This is a genomic window from Cohnella faecalis, from assembly GCF_003570905.1.
Lineage (GTDB): Bacteria > Bacillota > Bacilli > Paenibacillales > Paenibacillaceae > Cohnella > Cohnella faecalis.
Genome location: NZ_QXJM01000052.1, coordinates 55,598 through 75,020 on the forward strand (window position 1 = coordinate 55,598; position 19,423 = coordinate 75,020).

The following is a 19,423-nucleotide window of genomic DNA, read 5'->3' on the forward strand; positions in this document are numbered from 1 at the left end:
GCTGGCCGATCTGCTATGATAGAGAAAGCGGAAAGGCGGGAGCAAGATGGATTTGTTCAGCTACAGGGAAGAAGCGGAGCCGCGCAGAAGGCTGCTGGCGGACCGGATGCGTCCGGAGACGCTTGACGAATATATTGGCCAAGAGCATATCGTGGGGCAGGGCAAGCTGCTCCGGCGCGCGATCGAGAACGATGCGGTAACCTCGATACTGCTGTTCGGCCCTCCGGGCTGCGGCAAGACGACGCTCGCTCATATCATATCGAAGCAAACCTCCGGCGATTTCGTCCGGCTTAATGCGGTGGACGCCTCCGTGAAGGATGTCAGGGAAGTGATCGAGCAGGCGGAAAAAAACAAAAACATGTACGGCCGCAAAACGATACTGTTTCTGGACGAGGTGCATCGCTTCAATTCGGCGCGTCAGGATGCGCTGCTGCCGGCGGTGGAGAAAGGAATTATCGTCTTCATCGGGGCGACGACGGAGAATCCGTTTCACTCCATCAACGGGGCGTTGCTGTCCCGCTCGACGTTGTTCCGGCTTCAGCCGCTGACAAAGGAGCATTCGCTGGCGGCGATGCGCCGGGCGTTGGAGGATCCGGTCAAAGGGTTGGCTTTCATGAAGCTTTCCGTTGACGAGGAGGCGCTGGACCATATCGCTTCGATGGCGAACGGCGACATCCGGCGCGCTCTTACGGCGTTGGAGCTGGCTGCCGTCACGACTCCTTCGCAGCCCGACGGCTCGGTGCGGGTGACGGTAGAGGTCGCGGAGGAATCGATCCGACAGCCGACCGTGATTGCCGACGAATCGACCCAGTACGATGTGCTGTCGGCTTTTCATAAAAGTGTCAGAGGCTCCAGCGACGCGGCTCTATTCTGGTTTTTGTACGCGGTCGAAAAGCTGGGCATGGATCCGATGACGTTCCTTCGCCGCTTGACGGTCGCGTGCAGCGAAGATATCGGCCTTGCGAATCCGCAAGCGATGGTTCAGGCGGTCAGCGCCATGGAAGCTTATCACCGGATCGGCTGGCCGGAATCCAAATATATCGCGGCCCAAGCCATTTTGTTTGCGGTGGAGAGTCCCAAGTCTAATGCGGTGGCGACAGCCATAGGACGAATCACGACCACGCTCGACCAGGCGAAGTCCGCCGAAGTTCCGCTGCATCTTCGGGACGGTCATTACAGCGGCGCCGCAAAGCTCGGGCATGTCGGCTATCAATATCCGCACGATTTTCCAGGACATTACGTCGACCAGAACTATTTGCCGGACAAGCTTCAAGGGGCCGTGTTTTATGAAGCCACGGAGCAAGGAACGGAAGATAAAATCAGGCAAAATCAAGCGAGAAGAAGAAAAAGGTAAATGCGGAACGTCGTTATTTTCCGGTTTTGCGCCTTCTGAGCCGAAAATCGGCATAGGGGGCAGGCTCAGACGAATAGAGATGGGTACTACGGCGAATTACGCGGCGAAACGAGGTTTGACGGGCACGAGCAAAACGTCTAAGCTATAGAAAAGCTATGCGGATTGCATTTTTCCAACGATTATATTTTTTTAATTATAAAGGAGGTGTACCTATTCTCCGAATCGGGGAATAGGGTTTTATTGGACAGTGACCCCTTTCCGCTAGTCGTGGACTTGATCCTGATAGTGCTTTTGGTGTTTTTGAACGGCTTTTTCGTAGCGGCCGAATTCGCCATGGTGAAAGTACGCGGTACCCGGATCGACACGCTTGTGCAGGAAGGCAACTCAAGAGCGAAGTTAGCCTCCAGAATTACGAATCATCTCGACGCTTATTTATCGGTCTGCCAGCTTGGCATTACGCTGGCGTCTCTCGGGCTCGGCTGGCTTGGCGAGCCTGCCATTTCGCGCATGCTGGAGCCCGTGTTCGAATGGCTGGATATCGGCGAATCCTACGTTCATCCGGTTTCGTTTCTAGTCGGGTTCTCCGTCATCACGGTCATGCATATCGTACTCGGCGAGCTCGCTCCGAAGTCGTTCGCGATTCGCAAGGCGGAGTCGGTCACGATGTGGACCGCCATTCCGTTGATCGGATTCCGCAAGCTAATGAATCCGTTCATCTGGCTGTTGAACGGGACGGCCAATTTGCTTCTCCGGCCGTTCGGCATCGATACGTCGGAAGTGTCCTCTTCCGCCCATACGGAGGAAGAAATTCGGATACTCGTGAAGGAAAGCCACAAGAGCGGCCTGATCGACAACAACGAGATGACGCTGGTGGACAATATATTCGATTTTTCCGACACGACATCGCGCGAGATTATGATTCCCCGGACGGAGATGACGTGCCTCTACGGCAATCTGACTTACGAGGAGAACAAGGAAATTGCCTTGCGCGAGATGCATACCCGATATCCGGTGTGCGAGAAAGACAAAGACAATATTATCGGTTTCGTACACATTAAGGATTTGCTGAAAGTCGCCGACGGATCCATTACCGATATCCGGCAGTTGACCCGCCCGATTACGACCGTGCCGGAGAGCATGCCGATCAGCGCTCTGCTGAAGCTGATGCAGAAGCGGAAGACACAGATCGCCATTCTGATAGACGAATACGGCGGAACCTCCGGGCTCGTCACGCTCGAGGATATTATGGAAGAGATCGTAGGCGAAATTCAGGACGAATTCGATGAAGAGCGCCCAGAAATCGAGCAAAAGGAAGACGGCATTTATTCGATCAACGGATTGATGCTGATCGAGGAAGTGAACAGCTTCTTTAATCTCGATATCCCGACCGACGACTACGATACGATCGGGGGGTGGATCTACTCCCAGATCGAAATTCCGCCGAAGAAGAACCAATCGGTTCATACGGAGGACGGGTCGTACCGGTTCACGATTGAGGAGACCGATCATTTGAGAATATCCCGGGTAACCGTATCCCGCGAGGCGAACGCCGAGTGGGAGCCGGAAGCGGAAACCGGTTAATGTTAAAAAAGGTCGAGCAGAGTTGAGGGGTCAGTCCCTTGATCTGCTCGGCCTTTTTTGATGTTGATCAACAGGAGTGCGTCCCACTGGTGAGCACCCGCACACCAATTTCGTCGAAAGAATGGCAGCACGTCCCACTAATGAGCGCCCGCACACCAATTTCGTCGAAAGAATGGCAGCACGTCCCACTGATGAGCGCGCGCACACCAATTTCGCCAAAAGAATGGCAGCACGTCCCACTAATGAGCGCCCGCACACCAATTTCGTCGAAAGAATGGCAGCACGTCCCACTAATGAGCGCCCGCACACCAATTTCGCCGAAAAAATGGTAGCACGTCCCGCTAAAAGGTTATCCGCGATCCGCTCTCCGGGACGGAGAAATGTGCGAATAGAGAAAGCCTATAGCAGAGACGAGGGCGGTACACGCGCCGATCCGGTAAACGAAGGACAATCCTGCCGAATCGTACAGCCAGCCGCCGAGCAGGCCGGCGACAAGGCCGGCGATGCCCGACCAGACGACGGTGAACAGCGCTTGCCCGGAGGAGCGGTATTCGTCGGGAACAAGCGTAAGCAAATAGCGAAGCGCCGTAATATAGAAAATGCCGAACGTAACCGAATGCATCATTTGGAGCGCGACGAACATCCACGGCTCGTCGGCGAAGCTAAGGAGGCTAAGCCGAACGACGTACATGATGCTTGCGATGGCGAGCAGAGGAAGCTCCTTGAATCGTTGTCCGTACTTGGCGAGCAGGAAAAAAATAGGCATTTCGCTAACGGCCGAGGCGAGTGAAGCGGTACCGATCAGGAAGTCGCTCGCGCCGTTGTCGCGCATGGCTACGGACAAGAAGCCTTCGTTCATCCGATGGGAGATGGACACGAACGCGATAAACAGAAAAAACAGAACAACCTCCCGCCGCCGAAATAACGCCCATAATCCGCCGAACTCGAACTTTTTGACGGAAGCCTGAAAATTGCCGAGCAGGATCGAGAACAGGAGCGCGCATGCAGTCGTAGCTAGCCCGATCTTGAGCGTCAACGTCGAATCGCTTACTTTGAGCAAGTAACCGAAAGCGACCGCGCTTACGGCGTAGCCGAGGGAACCGAATACCCGAATGGATGGGAAGCTGATTTGCATCCTTTCGGCAGCAAGAAGGCTGACGCTGTCCAGCATCGAATTGACAGGTGTCTGAAACAAATAGAACAGCGCCATAACGCCCGCGACGAGGCCGAATTCCTTCTGGGGAAGCAGCAGGGCAAGCGCGAGAATTTGGCCGACAAACAGCAGGTTCAGCACTCGGCGGACGTTTTTTGTTTTGTCGCTGACGAAGCCGGCCAGAAGATTGGAGAAAATCGACAAGACTGGTCCGATCGAGTAAATCGCCCCGATCTGCTGCTTCGAGAACCCGAGGCTGTCGAAGTACAGGGGGAAGAATGCGACGACTAGCGCCATGGTCGCGAAGCTGGCAAATTGAAGGCTTCTTAATATCCATAGCTGGGCGCGAAGATTCATGTTGTCTTTCATAGCTGCAGCTCCCGCATCGATGGTGGAACGGTTAATTTATGCTTTAAATTGCGGCGGTATAGCCAGAACAGAACGGACAATTCGGCTATAATGCCCCCGGAGAGCGCGTGAGAGCCCAAGGAGCCGTTCCATGAGGGCAGCAGAATAGCCAGGACAATCATGACCAGAATGGTGACGACTGCGTTTGCCGTCTGGGAAGCGAACATAAGCTTGGTCTCGCCATTCGCCATCACAATGCCGTTCAACGTGTCCAGCCATGGAAAGACGAGCACGAAGGGCAGAAAGCTGCGGAAGGCGTGAACGCTGGCTTCCAGCAGTTCGTTCTTGACTCCGAGAACGTGGGCCAGCAGCCAAGGAGTTGCCGGAGTGAAGCCGACAGCAATGATCAGCGCAGCGGGAACGAAGCCTAGCATCAGAGTAAACTTGCGCACTTGGGCCGGATCGGACTTGATGAAAAGCAGCGAGATTTGGTGAAAATAAGTAAAGAAGCCGAGAATCAAGTTCATAAGACTGGACGCGATCGAAAAAGAAGCGACGGCAAGCGTAGCTTTGTTCGTCGTGCCGAGCAGCGTATTCAAGATCGGCATAATCCATACGACAACAAGAGAGGAATAAAGCAGCGGCTTATAGAAGAAAAGCACTTGCTTCGGACGCTTGATTTCGCAATCGGGCGCTTCCTTAGGCATTTCGCGAACGAGCTTGCGGCATTCCCACCAGCTGAGGGCGGCTTCGATTATCATGCCGACTACGAAAATCATCGACCCTTGCGCCGCGCTCGAAACACCCGTCTGTATGAAATATTGGGATACCGCAAACATGCCCGCCAGCCGGAAGATCATTCCGATCGTCAGCCAGCGGGTTCTCATTTTATAAATAATAACGCCTTGAAAAAAGCAGCGAAGGCCGGAAAATACGGTCAAAAACATAAGGACGCGAAATACGCCGATCGCTTCCTTCTCGACGTCGGCGCTGGCGCCGTATGCGATTCCAAAGATAAGGTGTCCGAGCGGACTGTAGGCGATTAGCGCGCCGAGGACGAGGGAGGCGCCGAATACGTAGTAGCCGATATGCAGTACGGCTTTGTAAGACAACTGATCCCTGACGAGAGCGGAGCAGGTTTGCCTGAGCAGAACCGCCGGTCTTTCGGAGACGGTCAGCAGGCTCATTCCGAGAGCGTAACCTGCAATGATCATCTCCGGATTGGCCGATCTCGCGAGAGTCCCGTTAATAATAACGTGGGAGAGGTTGATCAGGACGACGGACAATCCCATCGGGATGAAGAACAGGAACAATTTTTTTAGCGTGACGGGCTCTTGTGATGTGGGCATCGGGCGAACTCCTTCATAAGTCTGGTGCTTGCGCCAAGCGACATGTTGTTTATGGTATTATAGCAGATTCGACCGGTTTCGAGGCTGGATTGGCATACATTTAAGCTGGATTTCATAGGATTGAAATGATAAATTAAAGGATGACGTATTTTGATAGTCTGGAATGGGAGAGACGGATGGAACGAACGATTGGAGACAACGGCAGCGAAAGCTGGCTGGCGCTTCAGTTCCGCCGGAGCGACAGGCTCGGCATCGAGCTTCCTCTATTTTCGCAGGATTGGGAAGAGATGAGCCGCGAGCGGCAAGCGCGGATACTCACGAAATGGGAAACGATCCGAGGAACGATTCCGGATCATGTGAAGCGGTTCGAGGAGAGGATCAAGGCGCTGCAGGAGCGGTTGTTCAATGAAGACGATTTCGAGGCGTCGTGCCGCGTGAACGGCGATATCGCCGATCTGGCCAGCCGGATCAACGATTTGCACATCTGGTTTCGGACTCAGCAGGATTTGGACGAAGACGCGAAGCGCCATAGCTAAACCCGGGTTGGAGGATTTTGCAGCATGAACCATAGCTTGCTAGCGGGACGATCCCCACGCGGGCCGGTCTCGCTAATGAAAAGGGTCTACAAGTATATTTTGCCGGAAGTCAGGAGCGAGCTGGCTTCATGGCGGAAAGTGGCGGAAACGATTCCGGATGCGGAGCTGCGCAAGCAGGCGCTCGACAGCATGAACGCCAAGCAGTTCCATTGCGAGGGCGGCGGAGTATACGCGGCAGCCAATCTGGAGCGCAGAGACATCCTTATACCGCTAATTGTGGCTTTGCAGACCATTAGCGACTATTTGGACAATTTGTGCGACCGCAGCACTTCACTCGACCCGGAGGATTTTCGATTGCTTCACCGAAGCATGCTGGACGCCGTGACGCCGGAAGCGCCGCTCGGCGATTATTATGCGTTCAGGGACGAGAAGGATGACGGAGGCTACTTGCATGCGCTTGTCCGCAAGTGCCAGACTTGCGTCTCCGCGCTTCCTTCGTATTCGCTCGTGCAGCGCCATGTGAGAGTAATGGTCTCGCTGTACGGCGATCTTCAGGTTTACAAGCATATCGATCGTTCCAAGAGAGAAGACGAGCTCCTCGCTTGGTGGGATAAGCACGCCGGTTCTTACCCGGAGCTCCGCTGGAATGAATTCGCGGCGGCGACGGGCTCGACGCTTGGAATGTTCATGCTGTTTTTGGCGGCGAGCGACGAGAAGCTGGATGCAAGGCAAGCGGACTTGATCCGGGACGCGTACTTTCCATCGATCTGCGGCTTGCACATTCTGCTCGATTACTTGATCGATCAAGCGGAGGACGAGTCGGGCGGAGACCTGAATTTTTGCAGCTACTACGCGGGCCAGGACGATCTGAACGAACGGATGGACCGAATGGTGAAGGCTGCCAGGAAATCCGCCGACGAGCTGCCGTTCTCTTCGTTTCATCGGATGATCGTCGAAGGATTGATCGCCTTGTATTTGTCCGATCCGAAGGTGAAGGGGCAGCGCAGCGTAAGGGAAACGGCGCGTGTGCTCATGCGGGGAAGCCCATGGACCAGGCTTTTCTTCTGGCTGAACAGCCATTGGATTCGCAAAGCCATGTAGCAACGAGATAGGCTTAACATAACGAGGAGGAATCGGTAAGATGAGCGCAGTGAAGAAGATTGCCGTACTGACGAGCGGCGGGGATTCGCAAGGGATGAACGCGGCGGTTCGCGCGGTCGTAAGGAGCGCGTTGTTTCGGGGATTGGAGGTTTACGGAGTTCAACGGGGATACCAAGGACTTCTGAACAGAGATTTGCGTCAAATGGATTTGCGCAGCGTAGGCGATATTATCCAGCGCGGAGGCACGATATTGCAGACGGCCCGCTGCAAGGATTTCATGACTTCCGAAGGGCAGCAGCGGGGAGCGGACATTCTTCGCGAGCTAGGCATCGACGGCCTGGTCGTTATCGGCGGAGACGGCTCCTATCAAGGGGCTAACAAGCTAAGCAAGCTCGGCATCAAGACGATGGGACTTCCCGGCACGATCGACAACGATATTCCGTTCACCGATTTCACGATCGGCTTTGACACGGCTGTCAGCATCGTCGTCGACGCAATCAACAAGCTTCGCGATACGATGACTTCGCACGAGCGTTCCTCCGTCGTCGAGGTTATGGGACGTCATTGCGGAGATATCGCTTTGTATGCAGGTCTCGCCAGCGGTGCGGAAGCGATTCTCGTCCCTGAAGTTCCGTTCGACGTGAAAGAAATTTCGCTGCGAATGAAGGAAAACTTCCAAAAAGGCAAACGCCACGGCATCGTAGTTGTCGCCGAAGGCGCAGGCGGCGGCGAAGACGTCTCAAGGCAAATTACCGAGTACAGCGGAATCGAGCCGCGCGTAACCGTCCTGGGCCATATTCAACGCGGAGGCGCTCCGACCCATAACGACCGGATTTTGGCCAGCCGACTTGGCGACTATGCGGTTAAGCGCTTGATCGAAGGCGATTCCGGCAAGGCGATCGGCATCGTTAACGGCGAGTTCGTGGCGACCGACATCGACAAAGTGGTTAATACGAAGAAGCAGTTCAACCTCGAAATGTACGAGCTTGCTCTGAGATTGTCTCAATAATCGCGGAACCCAAAAAAGCCTTATGCGGACAACGGCTCCGCATAAGGTTTTTTTAAAGACTTCGTCAAATATGGTAGTCGATCGGCGGCGGAATGAACCGGGTCAGCACGCCTACGACTTCGGACGTAGGGCGGAGCCCCTTTTCCGCGTAGGCGATTATTCCATCCGAGCCGACGATGAACACGGTTCGCTGCTGAAGGAACAGCCCGAGAAACTTTCCTACTCCATACGCTTTGCGAATGCGTTCGTTCTCGTCGAAAACGATCGGGAAATCGTAGCCGTGGAGGTCGGCGAATGCCTGATGCTCATCGAGCGAGCCGGAATTGACGCCGATGACGGTTGCTCCGAGTTCCTTGTATTCGCGGCTCGAATCGCGTACCGCGCATAGCTGCTTCGTACAGCCGGGAGTGAAGTCTTTCGGATAAAAAATGAGGACGACGGGTCCTTGCTCGATCAAATGCTTCAATTGGATCCGGCCCTTCGTGCTCTCCGCCGCGAATACCGGAGCAATGTCTCCAACCGCTAACATAACGCAATCCCCTCCTTTATCCGATTGTATCGGAATTGGAAGAAACGCGCAAAACTAATATCGAAGGAGTGGACGAAGATGTTCTTGTATAAATTAGAGGTTAGCTTGTCCGATCGACAAATCGTGATGATTATTATGGGGGATTCCGACCAAGAGGTGATGGACAGCGTGGAGGACCACCTATCGAAGCACTATATAGGCACCCCGGATATCGTCGAAATAGCGCTTGTGGAAAAAAGGCGCGCCAACAAAGGGGCGGCATACGTCATTGAATGCGGAACTTCGTTCTGAGGATGCATGAGGTCGATTTTCCGCGGTCTTATGCGGCTGGAGCCCTGTTTCACGATTGAAAATTAGGCTTAATTCCTTTATAATGACTATATTGACGAACATAATTTCACAGCAGATGAACAAAATTTCAAAAATTAATGGTTGAAAGCGTGTGATCTTTGTTGGATGCCGACAAAATCCGGAAAGTAATCGAAGCTGCGAAGCTTTATTACCAGCTTGATTACAGTCAGAACGAGATCGCCGCAATGCTCGGCGTATCCAGACCGACGGTGTCTCGTCTTCTGCAGCAGGCGAAGGCGGAGGGCATCGTCCGTATCGACATCCAAGATCCGACCGAAGACGTAGAACATTTGAAGCATTCTCTTCGAGAGAAATTTCAGTTGAAACAAGTTGTTATCGCCTATACGCCTACTTACGATGACGATATCGTCAAGAAGTACATTGGACAAGCCGCAGCCGGCTATTTGCACGAATTGGTGCAGGACGGCGACACGATCGGCGCGTCGTGGGGATCGACGATGTATCAGGTCGCTCTCCATCTGAAGGAGAAGACGCTCAAAAACTCGTTCGTCGTCCAGCTTAACGGCGGGGTCAGCGACGCGGACATCCGGGTTTCCCCGTCGGAGATCGTCCATCTTTTTGGACAGGCTTTTCACGTTACGCCTTATTTCATGTATTTGCCCGCAATAGTCGATCATATTCTTGTCAAGCAGGCAATGCTTACGGATCGTCACATCCGGCGAGTCATGGACATGGGCAAGAACGCCAAAATCGCCGTCTTCACAGCGGGTGCGCCGACTCCGGATTCCGTGCTGGTCAACTCGAACTACATCCGCGAGGACGAGCTGGAAGTTATCCGAAGCCGGGCCGTCGGCGATATTTGCTCCGGTATTTCGACCGGAACGGGGACATTTGCTTAAGAGCGCTCGATGAAAGAACGGTCGGAATCGAGCTGAGCGAGCTGCGCGAGAAGGAGCACGCCATATTGGCGGCAGGCGGGGCTTCGAAGGTGAACGCGATATTCGGAGCTTTGAACGGCCGGTATGCGAATACGCTTGTTACCGATCAGATTACGGCCAAATATTTGCTTCATAAATCAGAGAACCGGGAGAGTACGACAATATGAACGCGGATCAAATTGCGAAAATGATCGACCATACGCTGCTTAGTCCAGTTAGTACGAAGGAAGATATTTTGCGGGTTTGCGAGGAAGCGAAGCGGAACGGCTTCGCCACCGTGTGCGTCAATCCTTATTGGGTGCCGACGGCAGCGGAAGCGTTGAAAGGCAGCGGAGTAGGACTGACGACCGTAATCGGGTTTCCTCTTGGAGCGAGCCGTACGGAAATCAAAGCCGCCGAAGCGACGGACGCGATCGAAGCCGGAGCGACGGAAATCGATATGGTACTTAATGTCGGGGCGCTAAAGTCCGGCGAGCGCGATGCGGTCTTGAAAGACATCCGGGCCGTCGTCGCAGCCAGCGAAGGCAAAGCCGCCGTCAAAGTAATCATCGAAACGTGCTACTTGACAGACGAGGAGAAACGGACCGCATCGCTGCTCAGCAAAGAAGCGGGAGCGGACTTCGTGAAGACGTCGACGGGCTTCGGCACGGGCGGTGCGACGGTGGAGGATATCGCTTTGATCAGGGCTGTTGTAGGGCCGGATATGGGCATCAAAGCTTCCGGAGGAGTCAGGGATCTGGCGACGGCGCGCAAGCTGATCCAGGCGGGAGCAACCCGGCTTGGTGCGAGCTCCTCGGTTGCTATCGTTACAGGCGGAACCGGGCAAGGCTATTGACGGACGATTGCTTCAACGGATAAAAGGAAAAAGGTCGGGGGTGACACGAAGGTGAGAACGGTCGATCTGATTGCCAAAAAGCGCGATGGGGAGCCATTGACACGCGAAGAAATCGAATTTCTGATTCAAGGCTATACGGCAGGTACGATTCCGGATTATCAGATGTCCGCGCTCGCTATGGCGATTTATTTTAACGGAATGACGTCGCAGGAGAGAGCGGATTTGACGCTGGCGATGGTCAATTCCGGCGAAGTGATCGATTTGTCCGCCATTGCGGGAATTAAGGTGGACAAGCACAGCACGGGGGGCGTAGGAGATACGACGACGCTCGTCGTGGCGCCGCTCGTCGCCTCTGTCGGCGTCCCGGTCGCCAAGATGTCGGGCCGAGGGCTTGGGCATACGGGCGGAACGGTCGATAAGCTGGAGTCGATACCGGGATTTCACGTCGAGATCGAGAACGATTCGTTTCATGAGCTGGTCAATCGGAACGGTATCGCGATTATCGGACAAAGCGCCAATCTAACTCCAGCGGATAAGAAGCTGTATGCGTTGCGGGACGTGACGGCAACGGTTGAGTCGATTCCGCTCATTGCGAGCTCCATTATGAGCAAGAAGATCGCCTCCGGCGCCGATGCGATCGTACTCGATGTGAAGACAGGCGACGGCGCGTTCATGAAACAAATGAGCGAGACGAAGGATTTGGCGGCGTGCATGGTAGACATCGGTAACCGCGTGGGCCGGAGGACGATCGCGGTGATCTCCGATATGAACCAGCCGCTTGGCTTCGCGATCGGCAACGCTTTGGAAGTGAAGGAAGCGATTGACACGCTGAAGGGCGAAGGTCCCGAAGATTTGTACGAGCTGAGCTTGACGCTCGGAAGCCATATGGTCGTGCTGGCCGGGAAGGCGAGCGAGTTGGTCGAGGCTCGGGCAATGCTTGAGCATTCGGTCAAGAGCGGCAGGGCTTTGGAGAAATTCAAGCAATTTTTGGCCGCTCAGGGCGGGGACGCCACGGTCGTCGACGAACCGCACAGGCTGTCTGCGGCTCCATACCTCATTGACGTTCCGGCGCGCAAGGAAGGGTTCGTGTCCGCGATCGCGGCAGAACGGATCGGCCTTGCGGCGATGAAGCTGGGAGCGGGAAGGGCGACTAAGGAAGCATCTATCGATTTGGCGGTCGGCATCGTACTGCGCAAAAAAATCGGAGACGCGGTCGCCGAAGGAGAGTCGGTTGCGACGATCCATTCGAGTACCGAACAAGCCGCCGAGGTATTGGACTTGATTTATGAATCGATCGCTATCCAGCCGGGACAGGTTGAACGGCCTCCGTTGATTTACGAAGTCATAGGCTAAGAACCGGAATACGCACATGGGGGGTTCACGATGGGTCGATTGCTTGATCAGATAGAGGAAGCGAAAGCTGTTATCGAAGCGCGCCTTGCCAGGGCGGATCGCCCGGAAATCGGTTTGATTCTTGGCTCCGGGCTGGGGGATTTGGCGGACCGTTTGGAAGATGCATTATCCGTCAAATACGAGGATATCCCGCATTTTCCCGTATCGACGGTTGAAGGTCATGCGGGCAAACTCGTCATAGGGAAGCTGAATGGCAAGACGGTTGCGGCGATGCAAGGAAGGTTCCACTTTTACGAAGGCTACACGATGCAGGAGGTTACGTTTCCCGTTAGGGTAATGAAGGCTCTTGGCATTTCGCATTTAATCGTAACGAACGCATGCGGAGGCATGAATCCTGCATTTTCGCCCGGCGATCTGATGATCATTAAGGATCATCTGAACATGACGGGTTCGAATCCGCTTATCGGACCGAACGAGCCGTCGGTCGGTCCTCGTTTTCCTGACATGAGCCGCGCGTATTCTCCTGAGTTGGTCGCGTTGGTGCGCGAGACGGCGCGGGAGCTTGATATTCCCGTGCAGGAAGGCGTCTATGCAGGTATTACGGGGCCTAGCTACATGACTCCTGCCGAGCTCACGATGCTTCGCCAGCTTGGGGGCGATGCGATAGGGATGTCCACCGTTCCCGAAGTGATCGTCGCCAGTCACATGAGCATGAAGGTTATCGGAATCTCCTGCGTAACCGATATGGCCATCGGCGAGCATCTCGAGCCGCTTACGCACGAACAGGTTATGGAGGTTGCGAACCGAACGAAGCCCCGGTTTACGCGGCTCGTTCAGGAAATCGTTCGCAAGCTCTAAAGCAAGCGCGACCTTGTTGCTCTAAAAATTCACATATTTCAGGAGGAAACCAACATGAAAAAATCGGTCAAGCTGTTCACGGGCATCGCGCTCGCGGCAACGCTGGTGCTTTCGGGCTGCGGGAAGAAAGAAGATCCGAACAATGAAGGCGCGGCCAGTCCGAGCGCAAGCTCGAGCGCGACTTCAGACGGAAGCGGCGCAGGCAAAAAATTCGCGATGGTTACCGACGTAGGCGGCGTTAACGACAAGTCGTTCAATCAAAGCGCATGGGAAGGCCTGAAGGAGCTGACGTCGACGACCGGTGCAGAGACGAAGTATTTGGAGAGCAAGGAAGACGCAAACTATTTGACGAACCTCAACCAATTTCTCGGCGAAGGCTACGATCTCACTTGGGGGATTGGCTTCCTCATGGGAGACGCAGTCAAACAAGCAGCTGAGCAGAACCCTGACGCCAAGCTGGCTATTATCGACAACGAAGTGAAAGCTCCGAACGTCGAGTCCGTTTTGTTCGCCGAGAATGAAGGCTCTTATCTTGTCGGAGTCGTGGCCGGCTTGATGACGAAGACGAACAAAATCGGCTTCATCGGCGGTATCGACATTCCGGTTATCAAGCGGTTTGAAAAAGGATTCCTGGCAGGTGTAAAAGAAGTAAATCCGAAAGCCGAGGTTACCGTCAACTACACCGGCGCTTTCGACAAAGCGGATCTAGGCAAAGCGGCAGCTGCTACGATCTACAACGACGGCGCTGATATCATTTTCCACGCTTCCGGCGGAACGGGCGACGGCGTATTCAACGAAGCGCAAGAACGGTTCAACAACGGCAAAAAAGTATGGGTTATCGGAGTAGACAAAGACCAGTCTTTGACGTTCGGCGACGATATCACCTTGACTTCCATGATGAAGCGCGTCGACCAAGCGGTTCTTTCCGTGTCCAAGGATCTTCTGGCCGGTACGTTCAACGGCGGCAAAGTAACGACGCTTGGACTGAAGGAAGAGGGCGTAGGCTTGCCTGAGACGTCCAAGAAGAACGTTCCCGAAGACATTCTCAAAAAAGTGGAAGAATACAAAGCAAAAATCATCAGCGGCGAAATCAAGGTTCCTGCAGAATAAATTTGCTAAAAGGGTGTTCGTATGGATAAGGCGAAAACAGTCGTAGAAATGCGCGAGATTACGAAGCGTTTTCCCGGCATCGTCGCTAACGACAACGTCAGCTTCAAGCTGGGCAAGGGCGAAATTCATGCCCTGCTCGGCGAGAACGGCGCCGGCAAATCGACGTTGATGAACATTTTGTTCGGACTGTACCAGCCTGATGAAGGAGAAATCCTCATTAATGGAGAACGGGCCGTCATCGACGGCCCGAACAAAGCCATCGAACTCGGGATCGGAATGGTGCACCAGCATTTTAAGCTGGTGCACCCTTTTACCGTCACGGAGAACATAGTGCTTGGTACCGAGCCGAAAAAAGGTTTGGCGATTCATTATAAAAAAGCTCGCGAACAGGTCGAAAAGCTATCCAAGCAATATGGCTTGAACGTCGATCCGGACGCAACAATCGACGAAATATCCGTCGGCATGCAGCAACGGGTAGAAATTTTGAAGACGCTTTACCGCGGCGCGGACATTTTGATTTTCGACGAGCCGACCGCCGTTTTGACTCCGCAAGAGATCGAGGAATTGCTCGGAATAATGCGCAGCCTTGTCGCACAAGGCAAATCCATCATTCTTATTACTCACAAATTAAAGGAAATCATGGCAATCGCCGATTCGGTCACGATCATTCGCCGCGGCAAAGTCATCGATAGTCTTCCTATCGCGGGCACGAACCCGAAGGAGCTTGCCGAGAAAATGGTCGGTCGGGAAGTGTCGCTTAAGCTGGACAAAAAGAAGTCAGAATCGGGTGATACGATTCTGGACGTTAAAGATCTTGTGGTCAAGGGCCGTCAAGGAATAAAAGCGTTGAACGAGCTGTCGTTCCAAGTGCGACGGGGAGAAATACTCGGTATTGCAGGCGTTGAAGGAAACGGACAAAGCGAGCTGATCGAAGCGTTAACCGGACTGCGGCCTGTCCACAGCGGAACGATCGCGCTCAGCGGGCAGCCATTGGCAGGAGCTTCGCCGCGCCGTATTTCGGAAGCTGGGTTATCCCTTATCCCGGAGGATCGTCACAAGCACGGACTGGTCTTGGACTTCGCCGTTCGGGAAAATATGGTGCTCGAAACATACTACAAGGAGCCGTTCGCTAAGCGAGGGTTTCTGAACTTCGAAGCGATTGACAAGCATGCGGAACGGCTTATTGCCGAGTTTGACGTTCGGACGCCAACCATTTTTACCGAAGCTAGAGCGCTATCCGGAGGTAATCAGCAGAAGGCGATTATTGCTCGGGAAATAGACAAAAACCCCGAGGTTCTCATCGCCGCGCAACCAACGCGGGGCTGGACGTCGGCGCTATCGAGTTTATCCATAAGCGGCTAGTGGAGCAGAGGAACATGGGCAAAGCCGTCATTCTTGTCTCGTACGAGCTGGATGAAATTTTGCAGTTGTCCGATCGAATTATCGTTTTGTACGAAGGCCGGATCGTTGGAGAAGTGCTGCCGGAGCATACAAGCGACCAAGAATTGGGCTGCATGATGGCAGGTCAAGAAACGGGAGGTGCGGCCGGTGAATAAATTCGTCCAAGCTTTCACAAAAGACAGCGCCATCGTTCCCCTGATCGCCATCCTGCTGGGCCTTCTTTTCGGCGCCGTCATTATGTTGATTGGCGGATACGATCCGATACTTGCGTATACCTCGTTGTTCGACAAGGTTTTCGGTAAAGCATCCGACTTTGGAGAAACGCTTCGCACGATTGCTCCTCTAATATTGACGGGGCTGTCGATTGCTTTTGCCTTTCGTACCGGTTTATTCAATATCGGCGCAGAAGGACAGTTTATCGTCGGCATGACGGCAGCGACGTTCATCGGAGTTAAAATCGATTTTATGCCATGGTTCATCCATGCCCCTCTGGCTGTCGTAATTGGCGCATTGGCGGGCGGTTTCTGGGGAATGATCGCCGGCTACCTCAAGGCGGCCAGAGGAGTCAACGAAGTCATCACAACGATCATGCTGAATTGGATCGCGCTCCATCTTGCCAACTACATCGTCAATGCTTTTCTGAAGGAAAAAGGTCAAGCCCGCTCCTTCAAAATACACGATTCCGCTTCGGTCAGCATCGATTGGCTAACGGAATGGATGGGCAACGCCCGTATGCATTGGGGGATGCTTGTATCTCTGCTTGCGGTGTGCGTCTTTTATGTCATCTTGTGGCGTACGAAACAAGGCTTCGAGCTGCGAATGGTGGGACGCAATCCGCATGCGGCATTGTATGCTGGAGTTAACGTCAACCGGGGCATCGTCAAGGCCATGTTTATTTCGGGAGCTTTTTCCGGGCTGGCGGGAGCCTTTCAAATTCTTGGGGTATTCAAATACCAGGCTATTTCAGCGGCTATGCCGGGATATGGGTTCGATGGGATTGCCGTTGCCTTAATCGGAGGAAATACGCCTATCGGAGTATTGCTCGGAGCATCGTTGTTCGGCGCACTCTCTTACGGCTCGGCCGGCATGAGCTTCGGTGCGGACGTACCGCCCGAGATTATCCGCATCGTTATCGGATCGATCATCTTCTTCATCGCGGCTCCGGGCATCATTCGATGGATGATTCGTCTCGTCGCGGGCAAGAAGTCGAAAGGCGAGGTGGTCTAAGTGGAATTTTTGAACGATATCGCCAATATGGTGAATATTACCCTCGTCTTTTCGACGGCTCTGATATTTACCGCTTTAGGCGGTATAATGTCCGAGCGTGCCGGAATCGTCAACATTGGCTTGGAAGGGCTTATGGTGGCAGGCGCTTTCGCTTCAGCCGTCACGGCGTATTACTCCCAAGACGCCGGCTTTGGCAAAGCTTCGCCCTGGATCGGCCTTATTGCAGGAATGCTCTTTGGCGTTCTGTTCGCCCTGCTTCACGCTGTGGCTACCATTACGTTCCGAGCCGATCAAGTCGTAAGCGGCATCGTTATCAACTTCGTTGCAGCGGGCTCGACCTTGTACTTGACGAAGCTGTTATTCGAAGGTGCCGGTCAATCTCCGATGGTTAAGGAACGGTTCTACAAATGGAATATTCCTTTGCTGTCCGATATTCCCGTATTGGGCAAAGCTTTGTTCGTCGGTTACCCGACAACCTATTTGGCGCTGATTTTAGTTGGAGTCATTTACTATTTATTGTTCAAAACCCCGTTCGGATTGCGCATTCGCTCAGTCGGAGAGCATCCTAGCGCTGCGGATACCGTTGGTATCAAGGTTTTGCGACTCCGGTACATCGCCGTTCTGATGAGCGGCGCATTGGGCGGAATAGGCGGCGCCACAATAGCGCTTACGACGACAAGCAGCTTCTCTCACAACACGATATCCGGCCAAGGCTTTATCGCGCTAGCTGCGGTAATATTCGGAAAATGGAATCCTCTGGGTGCTCTCGGAGCCGCTCTGTTCTTCGGCTTCGCTCAAGCGCTCAATAACTTTATTCAGCTGTTCGGATTCTCGAACTCCATTCCTTCCGAGTTCATTTACATGCTTCCTTACGTTCTGACCATTCTCGTTCTGGTAGGCGCTGTAGGAAGAGCAAAGGCTCCTGGCGCGTTGGGAGAGCCTTATTTACAAGGAAAACGCTAGCTTTTCTAACCGCCCTCTCGATTGTTGGAGTGGGGCGGTTTTTTATTAATCGTCCCATTATCCCCTCTGCTCAGGATCTCTCTGGGCTGTTTCAATTTGCTAACTTCGTCTCATTATCCCTTTCGCTCAGGTTGGCAAGCTTATGTGTCAATTTGTCGTTTTCGTCTCATTATCCCCTTTGTTCAGGATTGCGAACCAGACAACTAAAGTTCATTGAAGAGGCTTATTGTGATGGTGGATAGCGAAGTAATCAAACAACGAATAAAAGCTCCTTCCTGACGCAGCAAAAGTGGTTGAAATCCTAGACGGCGGCTGCGGAAACGAAACGATTTTTTCGAGTGTTTGAGTTGAGGGGCAGGGCTTGGCGTCTCGTTTTTAATAGAACGAGGGATTTGTATGTAATAGTAGCGGTAATCGCACACCACCGCAGCAAATCGAGCGACGAACTAAGCTTTTTCTTAAGCATGTTGAAGCGGTAACAAAACTGATCGATATAGGCTTGGAGGTGCTTGGCTCCAATACCGTGAAATGTGTCGTTGAGCCAGTTATCAAGCAGAATCGCTAATTTACTGGTGGATGTTGATCGATTCTTGTTATGAAACGGCAAAAATTTAGTTAATTGAGCTTTAGATATGTCAACGTGCTCGTTTGCAAAGGCCTCATCCCCATTGAATCGTGTTGAAAAATATTCTACGGGTTCATCGTAAATTTGTCTGATCATAATCTGTTCGGTTTCGGACTGGCGATTGATAGAAGCTCCAATTACCATAGGGTGGTTAAACTTGGGGATGAATTGCGGACCTCCCGATAAAGAGCCGTAGCGATCGAAGCTTATTTGCACATTGCCGGTAAGCTTGTCTTGATTATTAGCGGTTTGCATGGCGTGTCTTAGCTTATGGCCGATCAACCAGGCTGTTTTGTAGGTGACTCCGATAATTTCAGAAAGGCGGGTGGCGCTGATTCCAGAGGGATTAGCATGAAGATAAATAGCCTGGAACCAACGACTCAAAGATGTACGGCTTCCCTCAAAGATGGTGCCGGAGATAACGGACGCTTGATAGCGACAAGAGCGGCATTCGAATAGAGGGAGTCTTCTGGTCGATATTTGGTAAGCATGTGCGCAAGCGCAAATTGGACAACGATAGCCGTCCGGCCAGCGAATGCGGATTAGCATCTCGATACAATCTCGTTCTGTCCGATACCGTGTGCAAAATTGTTCAAAAGTCATATTTTCCTGAAGAAGAGACAAGTGCATCATGCAGCCTCCTTGAGAGAAGTTGGCAAACATAGGTACTGGGTTGTGGAGTTATAAGAAGCAAACCGGAGGAGGTGTTGAGAATATTTTAACGAACATCTGTTCTGTTTTCAATCAATTTTTGCAAGATTTTAGGTAGTTCTGAGCGAAAGGGATAATGCGACGGTGGAGGGAAAATAGAGACTTTATTCCGGTGACTGAGCCGACGGGA

At 53.2% G+C, this 19,423-nt stretch carries 16 protein-coding genes and 2 pseudogenes; 14 read left to right on the forward strand and 4 right to left on the reverse strand.

Annotation, left to right across the window (positions count from 1 at the left end):
• The first annotated feature begins 46 nt into the window (after positions 1-46).
• Positions 47-1,354: a replication-associated recombination protein A gene (locus D3H35_RS27885; RefSeq protein WP_119152377.1), complete on the forward strand. Its 1,308-nt coding sequence runs from the start codon at positions 47-49 to the stop codon at positions 1,352-1,354.
• Positions 1,355-1,594: 240 nt separating this feature from the next.
• Complete coding sequence (locus tag D3H35_RS27890) at positions 1,595-2,935, forward strand: hemolysin family protein (protein ID WP_119152378.1); 1,341 nt, start codon at positions 1,595-1,597, stop codon at positions 2,933-2,935.
• Positions 2,936-3,284: 349 nt separating this feature from the next.
• On the opposite strand, the gene D3H35_RS27895 is transcribed toward D3H35_RS27890, so the two are convergent.
• Complete coding sequence (locus D3H35_RS27895; protein WP_119152379.1) at positions 3,285-4,457, reverse strand: MFS transporter; 1,173 nt, start codon at positions 4,455-4,457, stop codon at positions 3,285-3,287.
• Entirely contained in the window at positions 4,454-5,785 is a 1,332-nt protein-coding gene (locus tag D3H35_RS27900) for a multi antimicrobial extrusion protein MatE (RefSeq protein ID WP_119152380.1), read from the reverse strand. Before D3H35_RS27900 ends, D3H35_RS27895 begins: the two co-directional genes overlap by 4 nt.
• Before the next feature lie 176 nt (positions 5,786-5,961).
• Between D3H35_RS27900 and D3H35_RS27905 the strand changes: the two genes are divergently transcribed.
• From D3H35_RS27905 to pfkA, 3 genes are read left to right on the forward strand one after another with little or no spacing between them, the layout of a single operon-like run.
• Positions 5,962-6,321 carry a hypothetical protein gene (locus D3H35_RS27905; protein WP_233568203.1) on the forward strand — a complete coding sequence of 120 codons (360 nt, stop codon included), beginning with the start codon at positions 5,962-5,964 and terminating at the stop codon, positions 6,319-6,321.
• Positions 6,322-6,345: 24 nt separating this feature from the next.
• Positions 6,346-7,422, forward strand: coding sequence for a tetraprenyl-beta-curcumene synthase family protein (locus D3H35_RS27910; RefSeq protein ID WP_119152381.1), 1,077 nt, complete (start codon positions 6,346-6,348; stop codon positions 7,420-7,422).
• A gap of 40 nt (positions 7,423-7,462) precedes the next feature.
• On the forward strand, positions 7,463-8,431 hold the full coding sequence (pfkA, locus tag D3H35_RS27915; RefSeq protein ID WP_119152382.1) for a 6-phosphofructokinase: 969 nt from the start codon (positions 7,463-7,465) through the stop codon (positions 8,429-8,431).
• 64 nt (positions 8,432-8,495) lie between these two features.
• Here the strand turns inward: pfkA and D3H35_RS27920 are convergent, their stop codons facing one another.
• On the reverse strand, positions 8,496-8,960 hold the full coding sequence (locus tag D3H35_RS27920; protein WP_119152383.1) for a peroxiredoxin: 465 nt from the start codon (positions 8,958-8,960) through the stop codon (positions 8,496-8,498).
• Between the two features lie 78 nt (positions 8,961-9,038).
• Between D3H35_RS27920 and D3H35_RS27925 the strand changes: the two genes are divergently transcribed.
• From D3H35_RS27925 to D3H35_RS27965, 9 genes and pseudogenes are all read left to right on the forward strand, one after another.
• Positions 9,039-9,251 (forward strand): DUF3906 family protein, encoded by a 213-nt coding sequence (locus D3H35_RS27925; RefSeq protein ID WP_119152384.1) that lies wholly within the window; start codon positions 9,039-9,041, stop codon positions 9,249-9,251.
• Positions 9,252-9,412: 161 nt separating this feature from the next.
• Positions 9,413-10,377, forward strand: a pseudogene (locus tag D3H35_RS27930) (sugar-binding transcriptional regulator).
• On the forward strand, positions 10,374-11,045 hold the full coding sequence (deoC, locus tag D3H35_RS27935) for a deoxyribose-phosphate aldolase (RefSeq protein ID WP_119152385.1): 672 nt from the start codon (positions 10,374-10,376) through the stop codon (positions 11,043-11,045). The pseudogene D3H35_RS27930 and the gene deoC overlap by 4 nt, the downstream one beginning before the upstream one ends.
• Positions 11,046-11,096: 51 nt before the next feature.
• On the forward strand, positions 11,097-12,398 hold the full coding sequence (locus D3H35_RS27940) for a pyrimidine-nucleoside phosphorylase (protein ID WP_119152386.1): 1,302 nt from the start codon (positions 11,097-11,099) through the stop codon (positions 12,396-12,398).
• Between the two features lie 30 nt (positions 12,399-12,428).
• Positions 12,429-13,256, forward strand: a complete 828-nt coding sequence (locus tag D3H35_RS27945) for a purine-nucleoside phosphorylase (RefSeq protein WP_119152387.1) — start codon at positions 12,429-12,431, stop codon at positions 13,254-13,256.
• 54 nt (positions 13,257-13,310) lie between these two features.
• Positions 13,311-14,366 (forward strand): BMP family lipoprotein, encoded by a 1,056-nt coding sequence (locus D3H35_RS27950; protein WP_119152388.1) that lies wholly within the window; start codon positions 13,311-13,313, stop codon positions 14,364-14,366.
• A gap of 21 nt (positions 14,367-14,387) precedes the next feature.
• A pseudogene (locus D3H35_RS27955) lies at positions 14,388-15,922 on the forward strand (ABC transporter ATP-binding protein).
• Positions 15,915-16,994: an ABC transporter permease gene (locus D3H35_RS27960; RefSeq protein WP_119152389.1), complete on the forward strand. Its 1,080-nt coding sequence runs from the start codon at positions 15,915-15,917 to the stop codon at positions 16,992-16,994. The pseudogene D3H35_RS27955 and the gene D3H35_RS27960 overlap by 8 nt, the downstream one beginning before the upstream one ends.
• Before the next feature lie 27 nt (positions 16,995-17,021).
• A complete protein-coding gene (locus D3H35_RS27965) occupies positions 17,022-17,957 on the forward strand; it encodes an ABC transporter permease (protein WP_119152415.1) in 936 nt (311 codons plus the stop codon).
• A 301-nt stretch (positions 17,958-18,258) separates the two neighbouring features.
• On the opposite strand, the gene D3H35_RS27970 is transcribed toward D3H35_RS27965, so the two are convergent.
• Entirely contained in the window at positions 18,259-19,215 is a 957-nt protein-coding gene (locus D3H35_RS27970; RefSeq protein ID WP_158594316.1) for a transposase, read from the reverse strand.
• Positions 19,216-19,423 lie beyond the last annotated feature (208 nt).

Excerpts from the sequence above, each read along its gene's own strand:
- D3H35_RS27885 (WP_119152377.1), top strand. The coding sequence starts at position 47 with ATGGATTTGTTCAGCTACAGGGAAGAAGCGGAGCCGCGCAGAAGGCTG.
- D3H35_RS27895 (WP_119152379.1), bottom strand. The coding sequence starts at position 4,457 with ATGAAAGACAACATGAATCTTCGCGCCCAGCTATGGATATTAAGAAGC.
- D3H35_RS27900 (WP_119152380.1), bottom strand. The coding sequence starts at position 5,785 with ATGCCCACATCACAAGAGCCCGTCACGCTAAAAAAATTGTTCCTGTTC.
- D3H35_RS27905 (WP_233568203.1), top strand. The coding sequence starts at position 5,962 with ATGGAACGAACGATTGGAGACAACGGCAGCGAAAGCTGGCTGGCGCTT.
- D3H35_RS27910 (WP_119152381.1), top strand. The coding sequence starts at position 6,346 with ATGAACCATAGCTTGCTAGCGGGACGATCCCCACGCGGGCCGGTCTCG.
- pfkA (WP_119152382.1), top strand. The coding sequence starts at position 7,463 with ATGAGCGCAGTGAAGAAGATTGCCGTACTGACGAGCGGCGGGGATTCG.
- D3H35_RS27920 (WP_119152383.1), bottom strand. The coding sequence starts at position 8,960 with ATGTTAGCGGTTGGAGACATTGCTCCGGTATTCGCGGCGGAGAGCACG.
- D3H35_RS27925 (WP_119152384.1), top strand. The coding sequence starts at position 9,039 with ATGTTCTTGTATAAATTAGAGGTTAGCTTGTCCGATCGACAAATCGTG.
- deoC (WP_119152385.1), top strand. The coding sequence starts at position 10,374 with ATGAACGCGGATCAAATTGCGAAAATGATCGACCATACGCTGCTTAGT.
- D3H35_RS27945 (WP_119152387.1), top strand. The coding sequence starts at position 12,429 with ATGGGTCGATTGCTTGATCAGATAGAGGAAGCGAAAGCTGTTATCGAA.
- D3H35_RS27950 (WP_119152388.1), top strand. The coding sequence starts at position 13,311 with ATGAAAAAATCGGTCAAGCTGTTCACGGGCATCGCGCTCGCGGCAACG.
- D3H35_RS27965 (WP_119152415.1), top strand. The coding sequence starts at position 17,022 with ATGGTGAATATTACCCTCGTCTTTTCGACGGCTCTGATATTTACCGCT.
- D3H35_RS27970 (WP_158594316.1), bottom strand. The coding sequence starts at position 19,215 with ATGATGCACTTGTCTCTTCTTCAGGAAAATATGACTTTTGAACAATTT.